The organism is Escherichia sp. R1, from assembly GCF_003000935.1.
Lineage (GTDB): Bacteria > Pseudomonadota > Gammaproteobacteria > Enterobacterales > Enterobacteriaceae > Escherichia > Escherichia coli.
Genome location: NZ_PSRU01000006.1, coordinates 18,842 through 35,501 on the forward strand (window position 1 = coordinate 18,842; position 16,660 = coordinate 35,501).

Genomic DNA, 16,660 nt, shown 5'->3' on the forward strand with positions numbered 1-16,660 from the left:
AGTAGCCCATGACCACACAATATGGATTTTTTATCGATTCCAGCCGCTGTACTGGCTGTAAAACCTGCGAACTGGCGTGCAAAGATTTTAAAGATCTTGGCCCGGAAGTCAGTTTCCGCCGTATTTATGAATATGCTGGCGGCGACTGGCAGGAAGATAATGGCGTCTGGCACCAGAACGTGTTCGCTTATTATCTCTCCATCTCCTGTAACCATTGCGATGACCCCGCATGTACAAAAGTCTGCCCCAGCGGCGCAATGCATAAGCGTGAAGATGGCTTTGTGGTGGTTGATGAAGATGTTTGTATCGGCTGCCGCTACTGCCACATGGCTTGTCCGTACGGCGCACCACAGTACAATGCTGAAAAAGGGCACATGACGAAGTGCGATGGTTGTTATTCGCGCGTCGCCGAGGGGAAACAACCCATATGTGTCGAATCCTGCCCGCTGCGTGCACTTGAATTCGGTCCAATTGAAGAGCTGCGCCAGAAGCACGGCACTCTGGCTGCCGTTGCGCCACTGCCGCGCGCGCATTTCACAAAACCCAATATCGTTATCAAACCTAACGGCAACAGCCGCCCGACCGGCGATACCACTGGTTATCTGGCTAATCCGGAGGAAGTGTAAAATGGGAAATGGATGGCATGAATGGCCACTGGTTATCTTTACCGTATTGGGTCAATGCGTAGTAGGCGCGCTGATTGTTAGCGGAATTGGCTGGTTCGCCGCCAAAAATGACGCAGACCGTCAGCGTATTGTCCGTGGCATGTTTTTCCTCTGGCTGTTGATGGGCATCGGGTTTATTGCCTCTGTCATGCACCTGGGGTCGCCACTGCGGGCGTTTAACTCGCTGAATCGAATCGGAGATTCTGGTCTGAGTAACGAGATTGCTGCCGGTTCCATATTTTTTGCCGTTGGCGGATTATGGTGGCTGGTGGCAGTCATCGGTAAAATGCCGCAAGCGTTGGGGAAACTCTGGTTACTTGTCAGCATGGCGCTCGGCGTCATTTTCGTCTGGATGATGACCTGCGTGTATCAAATCGACACAGTGCCAACCTGGCATAACGGTTACACTACGCTGGCTTTCTTCCTGACAGTATTGTTGAGCGGTCCAATACTTGCTGCCGCAATTCTGCGGGCAGCCCGCGTTACATTTAATACCACACCATTTGCCATCATTAGCGTTCTGGCGCTGATCGCTTGTGCCGGGGTGATTGTGCTGCAAGGTTTGTCTCTGGCGTCTATTCACTCATCCGTACAACAAGCCAGCGCACTGGTACCAGATTACGCCTCCTTACAGGTCTGGCGTGTGGTATTGTTATGCGCAGGTCTAGGATGCTGGCTTTGTCCGCTCATTCGTCGCCGTGAACCTCACGTTGCCGGACTTGTTCTGGGGTTAATCCTCATTCTTGGCGGTGAAATGATCGGGCGTGTGCTCTTTTATGGCCTGCACATGACGGTAGGAATGGCTATTGCAGGTTAACAAATTGGTGCGGGGCAACCCGCACATTTCAGGATGTTAGGAATGACCCATTTTTCACAGCAAGATAATTTTTCTGTCGCGGCGCGCGTGTTGGGCGCGCTGTTTTATTACGCTCCAGAGAGTGCGGAAGCCGCACCTCTGGTTGCGGTACTCACCAATGACAGCTGGGAAACTCAGTGGCCTCTACCAGAAGCGTCATTAGCGCCGCTGGTGACTGCTTTTCAGACACAGAGTGAAGAGACTCACGCCCAGGCCTGGCAGCGTTTGTTTGTCGGCCCGTGGGCACTGCCGTCACCGCCGTGGGGATCGGTCTGGCTGGATCGCGAATCTGTGCTGTTTGGCGATTCAACATTGGCACTTCGTCAGTGGATGCGCGAGAAAGGCATTCAGTTCGAAATGAAGCAAAACGAACCGGAAGATCATTTTGGTTCACTGCTGCTGATGGCTGCGTGGTTGGCGGAGAATGGTCGCCAGACAGAATGCGAAGAATTGCTGGCATGGCACCTTTTTCCGTGGTCAACACGTTTTCTTGACGTTTTTATCGAAAAAGCAGAACACCCTTTCTACCGTGCACTGGGTGAACTCGCTCGCTTAACGCTGGCGCAATGGCAATCACAACTGTTGATTCCTGTCGCGGTTAAACCGCTGTTTCGATAGGATCACCGTATTATTGCCGGATGGTGACGATTACACGCAATTCGGCAATTAATAGGTTACAGTGTCACGTTTTTTATCTCTTAAAGCACGCACTGCTTTTGCGGCTGGCCTCTTTTGCCGCAAAATAGTCGCCCGTGTTTCATTGCCCATTTCTGCTCATGCATCATCTACACATCTATCCGGATCTGCGCACTATGTTCCGCCGTCTGCTTATCGCAACAATCGTCGGTATTCTTGCGGCCTTTGCCGTTGCCGGGTTTCGTCATGCGATGCTGCTACTGGAGTGGCTGTTCCTCAATAATAACTCCGGCAGTCTGGTCAATGCAGCGACAAATCTTTCCCCGTGGCGACGGCTGCTAACCCCGGCGCTCGGCGGACTGGCGGCGGGTTTGTTGCTGATGGGCTGGCAGAAATTTACCCAGCAACGCCCTCATGCGCCGACCGATTACATGGAAGCGTTGCAAACCGATGGTCAGTTTGATTACGCAGCAAGCCTGGTTAAATCGCTTGCCTCTCTACTGGTAGTAACCAGCGGCAGTGCAATTGGTCGCGAAGGTGCGATGATTCTTTTAGCTGCCCTTGCAGCCTCGTGTTTTGCCCAACGTTTTACGCCACGCCAGGAGTGGAAATTATGGATCGCCTGTGGAGCTGCGGCGGGAATGGCTGCGGCCTATCGCGCCCCGCTTGCTGGCAGTTTATTTATAGCCGAAGTGCTGTTTGGCACTATGATGTTGGCCTCTCTCGGCCCGGTGATTATTTCCGCCGTCGTGGCGTTGCTGATTAGCAATCTTATTAATCATAGCGACGCATTACTCTACAGCGTACAACTCTCAGTGACGGTTCAGGCTCGTGACTATGCGCTGATTATCAGTACAGGTGTGCTGGCAGGTCTGTGCGGACCACTGTTGTTAACGTTAATGAACGCCTGTCATCGTGGATTTGTGAGTCTCAAGCTTGCGCCGCCCTGGCAACTGGCACTGGGCGGGTTGATCGTGGGTCTGCTTTCCCTGTTCACACCTGCAGTGTGGGGCAACGGCTATAGCACCGTACAATCCTTTTTAACCGCTCCGCCACTGTTAATGATCATTGCCGGGATCTTCCTCTGTAAACTGTGTGCCGTGCTGGCGAGTAGTGGTTCTGGCGCGCCCGGTGGTGTCTTTACACCGACGCTATTTATCGGTCTTGCCATTGGCATGTTGTATGGTCGTAGCCTGGGATTATGGTTACCTGATGGCGAAGAAATTACGCTTTTACTCGGATTGACAGGGATGGCGACACTGTTGGCGGCGACCACGCACGCGCCGATTATGTCGACGTTGATGATATGTGAAATGACCGGGGAGTATCAGCTACTCCCCGGTTTATTGATTGCCTGCGTAATTGCGTCGGTAATTTCGCGGACGTTACACCGTGACTCTATCTACCGCCAGCACACTGCGAAGCATAGCTAAGCGGATGTATTGCCCCAGTTCACGCTGTTCGGCGCGCGGCAGATAAGGCAGTTCACCAATGAGCGGTGCCGGAAGTTTTTTACCGAGCACATCAATGATTTCCGCATAATGCGCCAGTCCTGGGTTGATTCGGTTAGCCACCCAGCCAATGAGCGGCAGCCCGTCGTTGGCAATCGCCTGAGCTGTTAGCAGTGCATGGTTAATGCAACCTTCCTGAATACCGACAACCATCAACACCGGCAGTTGTTCCTGCACCACCCATTCAGAGAGCGGACGCAAATCATTCATCAGACTGCGCCAGCCGCCAGTCCCTTCTACCACGACATGATCGACTTTATCGGTCAGGTTTGCCAGGCCGTTTGAAATGAGGGTGTAATTGATTGGGCAACTGTGCGCCACGCTACTTTCTTCTTCGCTTAACGCGATAGGATTAACTGCTTCATAAGGCAGTTCGATGGTTGAAACACTCTGCAACACCAGGGCATCTTTATTACGCAGCCCTTCGGGTGTCTCTTTGCTCCCCTTCGCTACGGGTTTATATCCCGCAACCGTTTTTCCCTGGGAGGCTAACGCTTGTAGCAATGCGCGGGAAACCACCGTTTTCCCTACAGAAGTGTCTGTACCGGTAATAAAGAAACGCTTCAGCATCACTAACTCCACCGTTATGCTTCACAAATATAAACCAGGAAAATAATTAACCTTGAAAGTCTAAGTTATGCTTTCCTGGCCCAAATTGAGATAGCGCAAATTTTGGTAGAACAGTTAAAAAATGTTAACCCTGCAACAGACGAATCAACAAAGAACCGTTATACATCGCGTCTTTTACCAGCGCAGCGCCTGCCATCGTGCCCTGGTTAGAAAACTGAGTACTCTCAACGCTAATGTGCTGACTATACGCAGGAAGGGCCTGCTGACGGATGCTGTCCGAGATGACTGGGAAGAGGATATCTGCCGCTTTACTTAACGGTGAGCCAATCAGTATTTTTTGTGGGTTAAATAAATTCACCATGATGGCAAGAATGCGACCGACATGCGCGCCTACCCCGGTAATGATGTCTTTTGCCAGTAGATCGCCGCGCAATGCCGCCTGACACAATGAGTCCACGGTTAACGGTTGTCCATGTAACATCGAGCTCATGGATTGATTGAGACGCAGCTGTGCCAGCTCAAGAATACTGTCCACACTGGCGATGGTTTCGAGGCAACCGTGATTCCCGCAATAACAGCGTTTCCCATACGGGTCGACCTGTGTGTGGCCTATTTCCACGAGGCTACTGCTGCCGGCGTGTAGCAGATGACCATCGGTAATGACGCCCGCCCCCACGTTGTGATCGATAACCACCTGAATCACATCGCGCGCCCCGCGTGAGGCACCAAACAAGGCCTCTGCCATCGTCCATGCGCTGATATCATGCTGGATATAAACCGGTACGCCGGTATGCTGCTCCAGCGCCTCGCCGAGCGGCATCTCTTTTACATCCTCGTAGAACGGCATGCGATGTACAATGCCATTTTCCGTATCAATAATTCCCGGCAAGGTTATGGCAATCGAAGTCAGACGCTCAAGTTTTTTCTGGTGGCGGATAAAAAACTGATCGATATGGGAAATGATACGATCCAGCAATGGCGAGTCATCTTTTAACGCCAGTTCCTGCGACTCTTCCACCACCAGTTTGCTGCTCAGATCGCGCAGAGCAAGGAAAATCTCCCCGCGACTAATGCGCAGAGAAAGATAGTGCCAGGCTTCAGTTTCAACCACCAGCCCCACCGCCGGACGGCCACGGTTCCCCGCTTCTTTGATTTCCAGCTCTTGCACCAGGTGTGCTTCGAGCATCTCACGGACAATTTTAGTGATACTGGCAGGAGCCAGTTGCGCCAGACGGGAAAGATCGATACGCGAGACTGGACCAAGCTGATCAATCAGGCGATAAACCGCGCCTGCGTTGGTCTGCTTTATTTGATCAATGTGCCCAGGCTGATTTTCAGCAACCACCGCATACTCCCTATATTTTCGCGCTCCGAAATAATCTGTAGGCTATGGTGAAGCACTTCAATACGTGTCGTCAAATTTTTACTTAGGCATGTGATTAACAGCACATTTTTCGGGCTTTTTCGCTGAAATTTCCCTCACCTGAGAGCATTCAGCAGATGAATACGAAAGTTTCGCGCAGCTGGACTTTGTTCATGATGTTTCGGCCAGACCAACCACATTTCAGAAACCGCATCCTCTTCAGCAATCGTCACCCAGCGCATTTCGTTGAGCTGAACACGTTTAAATGACGCAGGCAAAATTGAAACACCCAGACCGGCGGAAACCAGACCGATGATGGTCATTGCCTCACCCACCTCCTGAGTGATGACGGGCGTCAAATTGTAACGTCTCATCAGCCCGAGAATATCGTCATACAGCCCTGTTCCGACGTGCGGATCAAAAAAGACAAAGGGTTCTTTCGCCAGTTCAGCCAGCGTTACACTCGGGTTATTTGCCAGGGGATGATCGTGCGGGATCATCGCCATAAGCGGTTCATGGACGATGACTGCGTGTTCAAGCGTCTCCGGTAACGCTGTGTTACGCAGCAATCCCATATCCAGCGTTCCTTCAATGAGCGGAGCGATTTGCTCGCGAGTGTTCATTTCGCGGGTTTGTAAATGGACATCGGGATAATCACGGCGAAACAGCGATAACGTATCGGACACCGCCCGAATAAAAGGAGCGGACGAAGTAAAACCAATGCGCAACTCCCCCGCTTCGCCCTGATGCAGCCTTTCAGCGCGAGCGGCAGCATCATCCACCATAGACAGGATTTGCCGACTATCTACAAGAAACTGTTTTCCTGCTTCCGTCAGCAATACACTGCGATTGGTCCGTGCCAGCAGTCGGGCACCAATTTGTTGCTCCAGCGCCTGAATCTGCTGACTTAGAGGTGGTTGCGAAATATTCAGGCGGGCAGCGGCACGCCCGAAATGCAGCTCTTCTGCAACAGCGACAAAGTAACGCAGATGACGAAGTTCAATATTCATATTTAAAACATCTTATTTGAGATTATTAATATATTAGACAGAACAATTCGATTTTCCTAATCTATTCATAAGCCTGATCCACAGGCATATTTAGCAAGGATTTCAAGTGAGCCGTACTACAACTGTTGATGGCGCTCCGGCAAGCGACACTGACAAGCAAAGCATTTCTCAGCCAAATCAATTTATTAAACGCGGTACTCCGCAATTTATGCGCGTCACCCTGGCGCTTTTCTCTGCCGGACTGGCAACCTTCGCACTTCTCTATTGTGTGCAACCTATCCTTCCGGTGCTTTCGCAGGAGTTTGGCTTAACACCCGCGAACAGTAGTATTTCACTGTCCATTTCAACGGCGATGTTGGCTATCGGTTTGCTGTTTACTGGCCCGCTATCCGATGCCATTGGTCGCAAACCAGTGATGGTCACGGCGCTACTGTTGGCCTCCATTTGTACGTTACTTTCGACAATGATGACCAGCTGGCACGGCATTTTGATTATGCGCGCCTTGATTGGGCTTTCGTTAAGTGGGGTGGCAGCCGTTGGCATGACTTATCTTAGCGAGGAAATCCACCCCAGTTTCGTGGCCTTTTCAATGGGGTTGTATATCAGCGGCAACTCAATTGGCGGCATGAGCGGACGCTTAATTAGCGGTGTCTTCACGGACTTTTTCAACTGGCGAATTGCTCTGGCGGCAATCGGTTGTTTCGCGCTGGCCTCGGCGTTGATGTTCTGGAAAATCCTCCCTGAATCACGCCATTTTCGCCCGACTTCTCTGCGCCCTAAGACGTTATTTATCAACTTTCGTCTGCACTGGCGTGACCGGGGATTACCGTTATTGTTCGCAGAAGGCTTTTTGCTGATGGGGTCGTTCGTCACGCTGTTTAATTACATCGGCTATAGGTTGATGCTTTCCCCCTGGCATGTCAGTCAGGCCGTGGTTGGCTTATTATCGCTGGCTTATTTGACCGGTACATGGAGCTCACCCAAAGCCGGAACCATGACCACCCGCTATGGACGCGGTCCGGTGATGTTGTTTTCGACGGGGGTTATGCTGTTTGGTTTACTGATGACCTTATTCAGCTCGCTGTGGCTGATCTTTGCCGGAATGTTACTCTTCTCAGCCGGATTCTTCGCAGCCCACTCCGTTGCCAGCAGCTGGATCGGCCCCCGCGCAAAACGCGCTAAAGGCCAGGCCTCCTCGCTGTATCTGTTCAGTTACTATCTGGGGTCGAGTATTGCCGGGACGCTGGGTGGTGTTTTCTGGCATAACTATGGCTGGAACGGCGTCGGCGCATTTATTGCTCTGATGCTGGTCATTGCTCTGCTGGTCGGGACGCGTTTGCATCATCGTCTGCACGCCTGAAAAAATAAGTCCGGACTGAGGTAAATCCCCGTCCGGACTTATTGCCTGCTCAAACCAACGTTAATAGCCATCCTAAAATAGACGAAGCGCCAGCCAATTCCCGCAGCGCATCTAGCGTCATCAGGATTATAAGTACCCAAATAAACGGATTCATTTTGCTGTGTGTCATTTATTACTGATGCGCAGTTATTCTACCGCTTTGTAAGTAGTAAAATAGTTAACACGATCAAGACTACTATTATTGGTAGCTAAATTTTCCTTAAGTCACAATACGTTATTATCAATGCTGTAATCTATTCAGCGTTTGTACATATCGTTACACGCTGAAACCAACCACTCACGGAAGTCTGCCATTCCCAGGGATATAGTTATTTCAACGGCCCCGCAGTGGGGTTAAATGAAAAAACAAATTGAGGGTATGACAATGAAAAAAGTATTAGCTCTGGTTGTTGCCGCTGCTATGGGTCTGTCTTCTGCTGCCTTTGCTGCAGAGACTGCGACCACACCTGCTCCGACTGCGACGACCACCAAAGCAGCGCCTGCGAAAACCACACATCATAAAAAACAGCATAAAGCAGCACCTGCCCAGAAAGCGCAGGCGGCTAAAAAGCATCATAAAAATGCCAAAGCTGAACAGAAAGCCCCTGAACAAAAAGCGCAGGCGGCGAAGAAACACGCCAAGAAACACAGCCATCAGCAACCGGCAAAACCTGCTGCACAACCCGCAGCGTAAGTTTTCAACAGTAATGCTGGCGCGCCCCCTCGCGCCTGAAAATTACGGTGCTAAGCGGGTAACGTTTAGCACCGCCTTTAGCGGAGGGTAGTATGGTGGGCCGTTATCGCTTTGAGTTCATTCTTATCATCCTTATTTTATGCGCACTGATTGCCGCCCGTTTTTATCTTTCCTGATCGTAGTTATCTGATTTTACTCCCACTTTCATCCCGTCCCGTCTATAGTATTTATGAGGGTTTGCTTTTAATAATCATAATTACCCACCAGAGTGTGATATGCGTACAACCATTGCTGTAGTGTTGGGTGCAATTAGTTTGACGTCTGCTTTTGTGTTTGCAGATAAACCAGACGTTGCCAAATCGGCAAACGATGAGGTCAGCACCCTGTTTTTTGGTCATGATGATCGTGTGCCAGTGAATGACACGACCCAATCACCGTGGGATGCGGTTGGCCAACTGGAAACGGCCAGCGGCAATTTATGTACGGCGACGCTGATTGCACCCAATCTGGCATTAACGGCAGGACACTGTTTATTGACGCCGCCAAAGGGTAAAGCCGATAAAGCGGTAGCGCTGCGTTTCGTGTCAAATAAAGGTCTTTGGCGTTATGAGATCCACGACATAGAAGGCCGCGTTGATCCGACACTGGGAAAGCGGTTAAAAGCAGATGGGGATGGCTGGATTGTACCTCCCGCAGCTGCGCCCTGGGACTTCGGTTTGATTGTGCTACGTAATCCCCCTTCTGGCATTACACCGTTGCCGTTATTTGAGGGAGATAAAGCCGCGCTTACCGCCGCATTAAAAGCGGCTGGTCGTAAAGTGACTCAGGCGGGCTACCCTGAAGATCATCTCGATACGTTGTACAGTCATCAAAACTGTGAAGTGGCTGGCTGGGCGCAAACGTCGGTGATGTCGCATCAGTGCGATACCTTGCCGGGTGACAGCGGTTCGCCTCTGATGTTGCATACCGATGACGGCTGGCAATTAATTGGGGTGCAAAGCTCGGCTCCTGCCGCGAAAGATCGCTGGCGCGCCGATAACCGGGCCATTTCTGTTACCGGTTTTCGCGACAAGCTGGATCAACTGTCGCAAAAATAATGTTCAAACGCTGCCCGACAGCGCGGGCAGCGTGTTCATCAGGCAAGTTTCACCATGATCATTCCAGCCAACAGCAGCACCAGGCCAATCCAGCCTTTACGATTTAACCGTTGACCAAACAAGATCCAACCTGCGGCTAACGTGGCGGCAATACCAAACCCGCCCCACAATGCATAAGCGACAGACAAGTCGATCCCTTTAACGGCCTGAGAAAGCGCACTAAAGGCAGCCAGCACCGCCGCCAGAGAGAGCAAGCCAAATATTTTGCGACGAAAGCCGTCAGAAAATTTCAAAAAGACGTTAGCAACGATTTCCAGCACGATTGCCAATGCCAGCCAGGCGGCGTGAACCCATTCAAACTGCGCCATGGTTCACCTCCAGTTCAGGTTTACGCGCTTTACGGGTACCTGACTTGATCAACACAATCCCGGCCACCAGGGTGGTTAACCCGGCAATTTTCGTCAGCGATAAACTTTCGTCGAATAACAAAACGCTAAACAAGGTAATAAATAAAATACCAATACCTTCCCACAGCGCATAAGCCACGCCTAAGGCGATTTTTTTAACGGCGAAAGAGAGAAATATATACGACAGAGAAATCATCACCAGCATTAAAATAAAGCCGCCATTTCCCTCACTGACGCTCGCCCATTTCATGGACAGCGTACCGGTAATTTCTGTAGCAATAGCCAGACCTAATAAAATCCAATAAATATACATTGTCCTTCTCCTGCAAGAGAATTATTTTAATTTTCGCTTAATTCAGCGAAACCAAAGTAAAGTGGTCAAGCCCCGCGCTTAGCGCAAGCTTTGGCAGAAGAAAGGACTAAAGCGCGTTGCGCCAGTGCTGCTCACCTACGAGCAAGATAGTGGATGAGGTACGAAGATGGGTAAATGTAGAAAATAACGTCCTGAACAAATTGTCCATAATATTACAATTATCCGCAGTGTTGCTTCTCGTCCTCGCGGATGATAATTGTCCTCGGTAGTTGAACACGCCTGATTTGTATCATAGCTTAAGAATTAACTCAAAATATTTTCACTTCTTTACCTGAGCGGTTTGATTTTCGTTATGATGACGGAGCGAAAAAGACATTATTATTAGCAAAGGAAGAAAAAACGGGGACAAGCATGGCAAAGCCGATCATCACGCTCAATGGCCTAAAAATCGTCATTATGTTGGGAATGCTGGTCATTATTCTCTGCGGTATCCGTTTTGCCGCCGAGATCATCGTGCCGTTTATTCTCGCATTATTTATTGCTGTTATATATAACTTATTTCGCATAACACATTGATTTAATTAAATAATTAACACCGCAAAAAGTGCCAAAAATCGCAAAATGACTACACCAGTGACTACACCGTTCGGTGCACTGTATGAAACAACGTGGAACAAATAGACACAAGAAATATACAGGCGGATCATCTTTCCAGGGGGAAGCACACCAATTCATGAGGGGCGTTAATGTCGATATGGGGATCCCCACCTACCGGAATTTTTTTCCGGTTAAACGTTAATCAGGCTGGTGGGCTTTACCTGTTCGGTAGGTGTTATGATTATCGTAATACCTTTCCCCCAATGGGGTAAAAGCATCAACCGTAACGAAAGTCGTTATGGTTGCCACTGATACCCCAAATTTGGGTATCACGAGTAAGCCCCAAAATCTGGGTGTTACTCTTACTACCCAAACTACGGGTAGTTTCCGTAGTTTCATGGTCGAGTTGCAGATCTGCAACTCCCCCATTAACCACAGGCGAATTTCCGCCTTCGGTCATTCCTTAATCATCTGCGTAATCATAATGATTATTCAGCAAGCGCAATTTTGCGCTTTGCTTAAAGTTCAGCGAGTTACCGCGCCGACTTCCTCAAATTGAGGTTTCCGAAAATATCAGCGGGTTAGCGATTAAGCTGACCATTAATTAAACTGCGAAAATGTCGTAGTTGTGAGGGGTGTAGCCAACCCATTTTTGGGCCGTCGGGAATATCAACCAGTTACCGCCGCAACCGCTCCGGCTTCTTCCAGTGGTACGTTATTTTCTCCTTCTCCCGATACATCTCCACGCGGCGACGGTAGGCCAGCAACTCAAGAACTCTGGTTCGTATGTTGCGCATATCCACGCCATTAAGTTCTATACCATCACGGCGCATCACCTCAGCAACAACACGCGCATAGTTTTCGGCTGTCACGCTGTCCGGCTGCGTGGCCTGTTCGTCAGCCTGCTGGCTGATTCCGGCAACGCGGCGGATTAATCCCGTTATTTCGGCTTCTGTCATGCTGCTGACCTCATTACACCCCGCTAAATTCTTCCAGTTTCTGGCGGTGGCTGTCGCTTATATCAAAAGCAAAATCCTCATGCTCTGCCTGGAATGTACCAAACGCCATCAGCGCCGCCACGCTCGGGTCTATCTTGTTCGGTGATTTTTTCTTGTTCGGCTTGATATTGGCGTTCGCGTCACTCTGCATCACGACGTTACTCATCGACCAGGACAACACCGGATCGCCACGATGCACAATCACCCTGCGGTTAACAAAAACTTCGAACGATTTCGCCGCCGGACTGAATCTGAGGTAGGTTTGCGGGAACGGCTCCACCTCAAAACCTGCCCCCTGTAATTGCGTTCTGAGATGCGTGGCGTTCCACGTATCAAAGCCCACCAGCCTGATATTAAATTTCTCCGCGTCCTGCATGATGTCATCTCTGATCCGGTCGTAATCAATGCAGTCGCCAGGCGTTGTGCGTATCCAGCCTGCTTTAGCCCACTGACGATAGATGGCGCGGTTTTTATTGGCGGGGTTCTGTAGCTGAAATTCCGGCAGATAGTGACGGGAAACCAGCATAATGGTTTTACCGACCGGAAAGGCATAGCACACGCTGGAAATATCGCTGGTTGATGATAAGTCCAGCCCCGCGTAACACTCCTGGCCGTGTAAATCTTCCTCCGTGAACGTTCCGGCACACTCAGCCCATGCGCCGTTACCCATCCACGGGGTAGCCCCCTGGCACCAGATATTAAATCGCTTTGTCATCATCTCCACCCACTGCGACGGAATACCCCGCGCTTTCTGGATGGTTGAGGCCAGTTTTTCACGATCGACGGAAACATCAATATTAGGGTTCGCCTTTATCCACATCGCCGGATCATCAACCTCGTTTTCGTCGTCCAGTTCGTAAATCAGTACAAAAATTGAATCGTTAACCTCTTCGCCGTCCAGGATCTGGCAGCAATAATCATAGTGCTGCTTACAGGCTGAAACGACGTTGCTGCCTGATGTGGTAATGGCAAATAACAGCCCTTCGGGACGTGCGCCCATCCCCAGCTCAAGCGCGGAATAAACGCCGTTATCGGGGTGCAAGTGGTATTCGTCCACGATGGAAAGGCTGGGGTTTGTTCCCTCGATGGTTGCCGCTTTTGCTGCCAGCGGCTTTAACAGGCTGTTGCTTTTCGGGTGTATCACCTTATGCGCCTGAATATTCACCCGCCTGCGTAACGGTCGGGATAAAAGGCACATCTGACGCGCATCATCAAAGACGATCCGCGCCTGGTCACGGCTCACCGCTGCGGTGTAGATATCCTGCTGACCGTTCTCCATAATCAGAAACCAGTTAGCCAGAATCGCGGCGGTCGTGGATTTCGCATTTTTGCGCGGCACTTCGATAAAGGCGCTCGTGTATTTGCGCCGTCCGGTGGCCTTAACCTTAAAGCCGAGGATGCACGCAAAGGCGAACTGCTGCCACGGCTCCAGCTCAATGGGTCTGCCACGCATCGGTCCTTTTACGTGCGGGCACACCCTGGAAAAGGCAATAAACCGCTCCACAACCTCACGATCGAACGTGTAAAGGGGGCTTTTAAGGTCCGAAAAGTACCGTTTAACGGCCTGTTTCAGCCGTTTACAGGCCGGAATTTTGCCCGTTTTTACGTCTTCTGCGTACTTATTCCAGGCGGTCAAGCTCGTCCTCTTCTTCTGTTTCCGGTGGGTTTTTACGGCGGCTTATCGGGTCAAAACCGAGCAAGGAGGCCATTTTTATCATCACCCTTTCAGCGTCTGATTTCGCGCTTAATGCGGGGTTTCTGCTCTCGCCGCCCTGACTGTTAACAATGCTGAACCCGCGCGCCGCAAGGTCTGCGACGGCTTTCCGGTAAATGGAGTAGTTGACACAATACAGTTCCAGATTGCTCCAGTCGGCGGGGGTCAGGTCTCCCCGTTCCGCAAGCTGCCGCGATTTTTCCCGCCACTGCTTCACGGCGATGTCATCCAGGTAGGCGGGGGCTTTCGGTGGTCTTGCCATGCTTATTTTTCGTCAGATTATTTTTCAAAAAATTCCCGTGCATAAAAATTTGAGGAGGCGTTCGGTGCCCGGCGGGGTCGGGTTTGTCCTGAAAACGCCCCCCACCCCGTCATACAGCCTCATCAGCGATTGCGGAAACATTCCATAACCTCGCGGTCACGGTCGGTTAATCGCTTCGCTGTGATGCGTTCTGCGCGTCCTGACGCTTTATCTTTATGCCCTGTTTCCTGTGTCTTCCATGCGTCACGCTGCCTTATAAGTCCACGGATAAGGCGGTTTTGTTCCCGCTCATTCATCAGCGTCATACATCCAGTTATTGCGGTTAGCGGCCCGTTCTTCCTCTTCACGAAATCCACCTGCGGCACGCTTGCTTTTTGTTGCCGGATCAAGCCATTTCGTTTTCTGGTTATGACACGCCTGGCACAATGGTTGATGGTTCCATTCGGGCCAGAAGAGAACATCATCACCGCCATTAATCGGGATAATGTGATCCACCACCACGGCGGGCGTATATATCCCCTTCTCAAGGCATCGCACGCATAACGGGTTTTTACTCAGATACATGGCGCGGTATTTGTCCCACTGTCTGGAATATCCACGCGCGCGGCGGTGTCCTCGTCTGGCATCCTCTGCACGCCATGCCGCCCGCCTGTGCTCCTCACACTTGCCGGATTTAACGCGCCTGTTACAGCCTGGTTCTGTGCATCGTCTTAATGGTTGCCACGGCATCAGTACACCCCCACATCACGGTAAGCCGTCCAGAGTGCGCCTATCGTCATGGGTACGCGTGTTTTTGCGTTATCCGCGACAATCTGGCGATTTTCATACAGGTGAGCGATAAACATCATGCAGCCAATCTTTATGGCTGGCGTGAACTCCAGCCCGTCATCAAAGCGCCTGCCTATGTGTATCTGGCACGCCTCAAGCGATGCGGCAATGTATCCGCTGATTAACTGGTCTTCATCGTCGCCATCGATGCGGCAATGGAGTTTCACTTCTTCCAGGGTGATAAGTTCTTCTGTCATTTTTCCGCGCCCTCACGACAAAGAATTTCAAGGCGTGTCCTGGCGGCATCCGGCAGCGGCTGCCCGATGATATTCAGTACACGCCCCGCCAGCGGCCCCGTACTGACCTTTATCCGGCTGGTGGCGTTGATGTCCTTCCGGTACCGTATCCAGATCCTTACGGTACCAATCGCCAGCTCTGCGCCCGATGAAATGGCCTCCTTGCTGCTGACCATGTTCACGCTTGCCCAGAGTGTGTGACCGTCCTCCCACGTTTCGAGTATTTCGCCGGTTATATCCCTGGTCTGTTTCAGGGTCTGAATCGTTATCCTGTCACGCAGTCGCCCTATGTTCATTCCGGTTTTTCTCCCTCGCTGATTTTTACTTCCTGTTTCCATGCCTGGCTGAACTCATCACCACCATCACGCGGTGACAGACCTTCACGTTCGCGGGCTTCGTTCGGACACATAACGCCGGATTTGATGCCGCGCTCATAGGTGGCAAAGCGTTCGCCAGGTGTGGCCCGTAACAGGTCCGCGCTGTCAAACTCCACCTGATACCGGATACCAGGTACAGGCGAGGCCACCAGCAGGGCGTTTTTTATCTGCTGCTCAAAGTTCGCCAGCCACGGGCGCATCGTCATGGTGAGAAATGCGCGGCTTGCCTCGCTGAAATTGCTGTAGGTGCTGTTGCTGTATTCCTGCAAAAAAATCGGCGAGACGTTGAACATTCGGGCGATGTCTTCAATGGTGAAGCGACGGGAGGCCAGCCATTCAGCATCCTGATTACTCATGCCCAGCTGCTGATAGCTCATACCCCCTTCAAGGATGGGCGTTTTTCCGGCGTTTCTGGCCCCTTTGTAGCGTTCCAGTGCGGCTAATGCCTGTTTGCCCTTCACGCCGTCCAGCCATTCGCCTGACGTGATAACCCCTGCCGCCATCATGCCATCACGCATCACGCTCGCGCCGTGGCGTTGTTGGGCCAGCCCAAGCCCCAGCGATTCGCGGCAGATGGTTACAGGTGAGCGCCCCATAAAGCCGTCATCCGTGGAGTAACGAAGGTGAAGTACTTCCCACGGTAAATAGTTGCGGGTGTTTCCGGTGTAGGCGTCAGTGATGCAGTAGCGCCAGTTGTGTTCGCCTGTCTGCTCCACGTTCACCGACTGCGGCGGGTAAGGATGTAAAGCCGCCGGAAAACCATCACGCCCCCACTGAATCACCGCATAAGCATTACCGTTTAACAGGCAGTGGCGGATCATCATTCGCTTAAACTGGTAGGGGGTTTGCCATGCGTTCGGGCGCTCGTTGAGGATGTGATCGACCGGATGAGAATCAAGCCACTCGCGGGCCTCCTTCCCCTTCTCATTGCGTACCAGGTACAGGTAACACGGCATGGTAGCCACCGCCTCAGAGATGACCGTCACGGCGTTCATGACGGCGGGCAGTGATTCCGCTGTCCCCGATGATACGTACTCACCCGCCCCCGTGTTCGATGTGCCAGCCAGCGCCATAAATTCATCCAGCGTCATGCTGCGCTGCTCTTTTTTTCTTCTGAAAGGCCACAT

Annotated in this window: 23 protein-coding genes and 1 pseudogene; 9 read left to right on the top strand and 15 right to left on the bottom strand. The window is 51.4% G+C overall.

What is annotated here, in order from left to right:
- Window positions 1-8: 8 nt before the first annotated feature.
- The 4 genes from ynfG to clcB all read left to right on the top strand — a co-directional run bounded on the left by ynfG (window position 9) and on the right by clcB (window position 3,590).
- Window positions 9-626, top strand: a complete 618-nt coding sequence (gene ynfG, locus C4F37_RS08910) for a DMSO reductase like molybdoenzyme iron-sulfur subunit YnfG (protein ID WP_001538777.1) — start codon at window positions 9-11, stop codon at window positions 624-626.
- Window position 627: 1 nt separating this feature from the next.
- Window positions 628-1,482, top strand: a complete 855-nt coding sequence (ynfH, locus tag C4F37_RS08915; protein WP_000526500.1) for a selenate reductase membrane anchor subunit YnfH — start codon at window positions 628-630, stop codon at window positions 1,480-1,482.
- Between the two features lie 42 nt (window positions 1,483-1,524).
- Entirely contained in the window at window positions 1,525-2,139 is a 615-nt protein-coding gene (gene dmsD, locus C4F37_RS08920; protein WP_000148695.1) for a Tat proofreading chaperone DmsD, read from the top strand.
- Between the two features lie 158 nt (window positions 2,140-2,297).
- On the top strand, window positions 2,298-3,590 hold the full coding sequence (gene clcB, locus C4F37_RS08925; RefSeq protein ID WP_071590022.1) for a voltage-gated ClC-type chloride channel ClcB: 1,293 nt from the start codon (window positions 2,298-2,300) through the stop codon (window positions 3,588-3,590).
- Here clcB and bioD read toward each other — a convergent pair.
- The 3 genes from bioD to C4F37_RS08940 form a co-directional block, all read right to left on the bottom strand.
- Window positions 3,543-4,238, bottom strand: coding sequence for a dethiobiotin synthase (gene bioD, locus C4F37_RS08930; RefSeq protein WP_000919226.1), 696 nt, complete (start codon window positions 4,236-4,238; stop codon window positions 3,543-3,545). The genes clcB and bioD overlap by 48 nt on opposite strands.
- A 124-nt stretch (window positions 4,239-4,362) precedes the next feature.
- The gene (mlc, locus tag C4F37_RS08935) at window positions 4,363-5,583 is read right to left on the bottom strand and encodes a sugar metabolism global transcriptional regulator Mlc (protein WP_000225276.1); all 1,221 of its coding nucleotides are present in this window, start codon (window positions 5,581-5,583) and stop codon (window positions 4,363-4,365) included.
- Window positions 5,584-5,717: 134 nt separating this feature from the next.
- Window positions 5,718-6,611: a LysR family transcriptional regulator gene (locus C4F37_RS08940; protein ID WP_001538779.1), complete on the bottom strand. Its 894-nt coding sequence runs from the start codon at window positions 6,609-6,611 to the stop codon at window positions 5,718-5,720.
- Window positions 6,612-6,717: 106 nt separating this feature from the next.
- Between C4F37_RS08940 and C4F37_RS08945 the strand changes: the two genes are divergently transcribed.
- Entirely contained in the window at window positions 6,718-7,971 is a 1,254-nt protein-coding gene (locus C4F37_RS08945) for an MFS transporter (protein WP_000091839.1), read from the top strand.
- Between the two features lie 49 nt (window positions 7,972-8,020).
- Here the strand turns inward: C4F37_RS08945 and C4F37_RS28380 are convergent, their stop codons facing one another.
- A complete protein-coding gene (locus tag C4F37_RS28380) occupies window positions 8,021-8,140 on the bottom strand; it encodes a KPN_01571 family protein (protein ID WP_001299090.1) in 120 nt (39 codons plus the stop codon).
- A gap of 255 nt (window positions 8,141-8,395) precedes the next feature.
- On the opposite strand from C4F37_RS28380, the gene asr reads away from it, so the two are divergent.
- The 3 genes from asr (at window position 8,396) to C4F37_RS08965 (ending at window position 9,801) form a co-directional block, all read left to right on the top strand.
- Window positions 8,396-8,704: an acid resistance repetitive basic protein Asr gene (asr, locus tag C4F37_RS08955; RefSeq protein ID WP_001362115.1), complete on the top strand. Its 309-nt coding sequence runs from the start codon at window positions 8,396-8,398 to the stop codon at window positions 8,702-8,704.
- A 92-nt stretch (window positions 8,705-8,796) separates the two neighbouring features.
- Window positions 8,797-8,880, top strand: coding sequence for a hypothetical protein (locus C4F37_RS08960; RefSeq protein ID WP_000233090.1), 84 nt, complete (start codon window positions 8,797-8,799; stop codon window positions 8,878-8,880).
- A gap of 99 nt (window positions 8,881-8,979) precedes the next feature.
- Complete coding sequence (locus C4F37_RS08965) at window positions 8,980-9,801, top strand: trypsin-like serine peptidase (RefSeq protein ID WP_001538780.1); 822 nt, start codon at window positions 8,980-8,982, stop codon at window positions 9,799-9,801.
- Window positions 9,802-9,839: 38 nt separating this feature from the next.
- Here C4F37_RS08965 and mdtI read toward each other — a convergent pair whose 3' ends face one another.
- The 3 genes from mdtI to C4F37_RS28385 form a co-directional block, all read right to left on the bottom strand.
- Window positions 9,840-10,169 carry a multidrug/spermidine efflux SMR transporter subunit MdtI gene (mdtI, locus tag C4F37_RS08970; protein ID WP_000046661.1) on the bottom strand — a complete coding sequence of 110 codons (330 nt, stop codon included), beginning with the start codon at window positions 10,167-10,169 and terminating at the stop codon, window positions 9,840-9,842.
- The gene (mdtJ, locus tag C4F37_RS08975; protein ID WP_001538781.1) at window positions 10,156-10,521 is read right to left on the bottom strand and encodes a multidrug/spermidine efflux SMR transporter subunit MdtJ; all 366 of its coding nucleotides are present in this window, start codon (window positions 10,519-10,521) and stop codon (window positions 10,156-10,158) included. The genes mdtI and mdtJ overlap by 14 nt, the downstream gene beginning before the upstream one ends.
- Window positions 10,522-10,627: 106 nt before the next feature.
- Window positions 10,628-10,798, bottom strand: a complete 171-nt coding sequence (locus C4F37_RS28385) for a protein YdgV (RefSeq protein WP_001334396.1) — start codon at window positions 10,796-10,798, stop codon at window positions 10,628-10,630.
- A 134-nt stretch (window positions 10,799-10,932) separates the two neighbouring features.
- Here C4F37_RS28385 and C4F37_RS27530 point away from each other — a divergent pair.
- A pseudogene (locus tag C4F37_RS27530) lies at window positions 10,933-11,076 on the top strand (pheromone autoinducer 2 transporter); the annotation flags it as partial.
- Between the two features lie 719 nt (window positions 11,077-11,795).
- Here the strand turns inward: C4F37_RS27530 and C4F37_RS08990 are convergent.
- The 8 genes from C4F37_RS08990 to C4F37_RS09025 form a co-directional block, all read right to left on the bottom strand.
- Entirely contained in the window at window positions 11,796-12,077 is a 282-nt protein-coding gene (locus tag C4F37_RS08990) for a hypothetical protein (RefSeq protein ID WP_000133423.1), read from the bottom strand.
- A gap of 13 nt (window positions 12,078-12,090) precedes the next feature.
- The gene (locus C4F37_RS08995) at window positions 12,091-13,752 is read right to left on the bottom strand and encodes a terminase large subunit (protein ID WP_001560954.1); all 1,662 of its coding nucleotides are present in this window, start codon (window positions 13,750-13,752) and stop codon (window positions 12,091-12,093) included.
- Complete coding sequence (locus C4F37_RS09000; RefSeq protein WP_000113645.1) at window positions 13,736-14,092, bottom strand: phage terminase small subunit P27 family; 357 nt, start codon at window positions 14,090-14,092, stop codon at window positions 13,736-13,738. The genes C4F37_RS08995 and C4F37_RS09000 overlap by 17 nt, the downstream gene beginning before the upstream one ends.
- Before the next feature lie 122 nt (window positions 14,093-14,214).
- Window positions 14,215-14,397: a hypothetical protein gene (locus tag C4F37_RS27535; protein WP_000174068.1), complete on the bottom strand. Its 183-nt coding sequence runs from the start codon at window positions 14,395-14,397 to the stop codon at window positions 14,215-14,217.
- Window positions 14,381-14,821 carry an HNH endonuclease signature motif containing protein gene (locus C4F37_RS09010; RefSeq protein WP_001145905.1) on the bottom strand — a complete coding sequence of 147 codons (441 nt, stop codon included), beginning with the start codon at window positions 14,819-14,821 and terminating at the stop codon, window positions 14,381-14,383. The genes C4F37_RS27535 and C4F37_RS09010 overlap by 17 nt, the downstream gene beginning before the upstream one ends.
- Window positions 14,821-15,117: a head-tail connector protein gene (locus tag C4F37_RS09015; protein WP_000134109.1), complete on the bottom strand. Its 297-nt coding sequence runs from the start codon at window positions 15,115-15,117 to the stop codon at window positions 14,821-14,823. Before C4F37_RS09015 ends, C4F37_RS09010 begins: the two co-directional genes overlap by 1 nt.
- On the bottom strand, window positions 15,114-15,452 hold the full coding sequence (locus C4F37_RS09020) for a phage head closure protein (protein WP_001020662.1): 339 nt from the start codon (window positions 15,450-15,452) through the stop codon (window positions 15,114-15,116). The genes C4F37_RS09015 and C4F37_RS09020 overlap by 4 nt, the downstream gene beginning before the upstream one ends.
- On the bottom strand, window positions 15,449-16,660 hold the full coding sequence (locus C4F37_RS09025) for a phage portal protein (protein WP_000267605.1): 1,212 nt from the start codon (window positions 16,658-16,660) through the stop codon (window positions 15,449-15,451). Before C4F37_RS09025 ends, C4F37_RS09020 begins: the two co-directional genes overlap by 4 nt.

Coding starts and splice junctions, on each gene's coding strand:
- C4F37_RS08965 (WP_001538780.1), top strand. CDS start 8,980: ATGCGTACAACCATTGCTGTAGTGTTGGGTGCAATTAGTTTGACGTCT.
- C4F37_RS09015 (WP_000134109.1), bottom strand. CDS start 15,117: ATGACAGAAGAACTTATCACCCTGGAAGAAGTGAAACTCCATTGCCGC.
- asr (WP_001362115.1), top strand. CDS start 8,396: ATGAAAAAAGTATTAGCTCTGGTTGTTGCCGCTGCTATGGGTCTGTCT.
- C4F37_RS08960 (WP_000233090.1), top strand. CDS start 8,797: ATGGTGGGCCGTTATCGCTTTGAGTTCATTCTTATCATCCTTATTTTA.
- C4F37_RS08940 (WP_001538779.1), bottom strand. CDS start 6,611: ATGAATATTGAACTTCGTCATCTGCGTTACTTTGTCGCTGTTGCAGAA.
- C4F37_RS09010 (WP_001145905.1), bottom strand. CDS start 14,821: ATGCCGTGGCAACCATTAAGACGATGCACAGAACCAGGCTGTAACAGG.
- ynfH (WP_000526500.1), top strand. CDS start 628: ATGGGAAATGGATGGCATGAATGGCCACTGGTTATCTTTACCGTATTG.
- C4F37_RS09025 (WP_000267605.1), bottom strand. CDS start 16,660: ATGTGGCCTTTCAGAAGAAAAAAAGAGCAGCGCAGCATGACGCTGGAT.
- C4F37_RS08990 (WP_000133423.1), bottom strand. CDS start 12,077: ATGACAGAAGCCGAAATAACGGGATTAATCCGCCGCGTTGCCGGAATC.
- C4F37_RS09020 (WP_001020662.1), bottom strand. CDS start 15,452: ATGAACATAGGGCGACTGCGTGACAGGATAACGATTCAGACCCTGAAA.
- ynfG (WP_001538777.1), top strand. CDS start 9: ATGACCACACAATATGGATTTTTTATCGATTCCAGCCGCTGTACTGGC.
- bioD (WP_000919226.1), bottom strand. CDS start 4,238: ATGCTGAAGCGTTTCTTTATTACCGGTACAGACACTTCTGTAGGGAAA.
- C4F37_RS28380 (WP_001299090.1), bottom strand. CDS start 8,140: ATGACACACAGCAAAATGAATCCGTTTATTTGGGTACTTATAATCCTG.
- C4F37_RS27535 (WP_000174068.1), bottom strand. CDS start 14,397: ATGACGCTGATGAATGAGCGGGAACAAAACCGCCTTATCCGTGGACTT.
- clcB (WP_071590022.1), top strand. CDS start 2,298: ATGCATCATCTACACATCTATCCGGATCTGCGCACTATGTTCCGCCGT.
- C4F37_RS09000 (WP_000113645.1), bottom strand. CDS start 14,092: ATGGCAAGACCACCGAAAGCCCCCGCCTACCTGGATGACATCGCCGTG.
- mdtJ (WP_001538781.1), bottom strand. CDS start 10,521: ATGTATATTTATTGGATTTTATTAGGTCTGGCTATTGCTACAGAAATT.
- dmsD (WP_000148695.1), top strand. CDS start 1,525: ATGACCCATTTTTCACAGCAAGATAATTTTTCTGTCGCGGCGCGCGTG.
- mdtI (WP_000046661.1), bottom strand. CDS start 10,169: ATGGCGCAGTTTGAATGGGTTCACGCCGCCTGGCTGGCATTGGCAATC.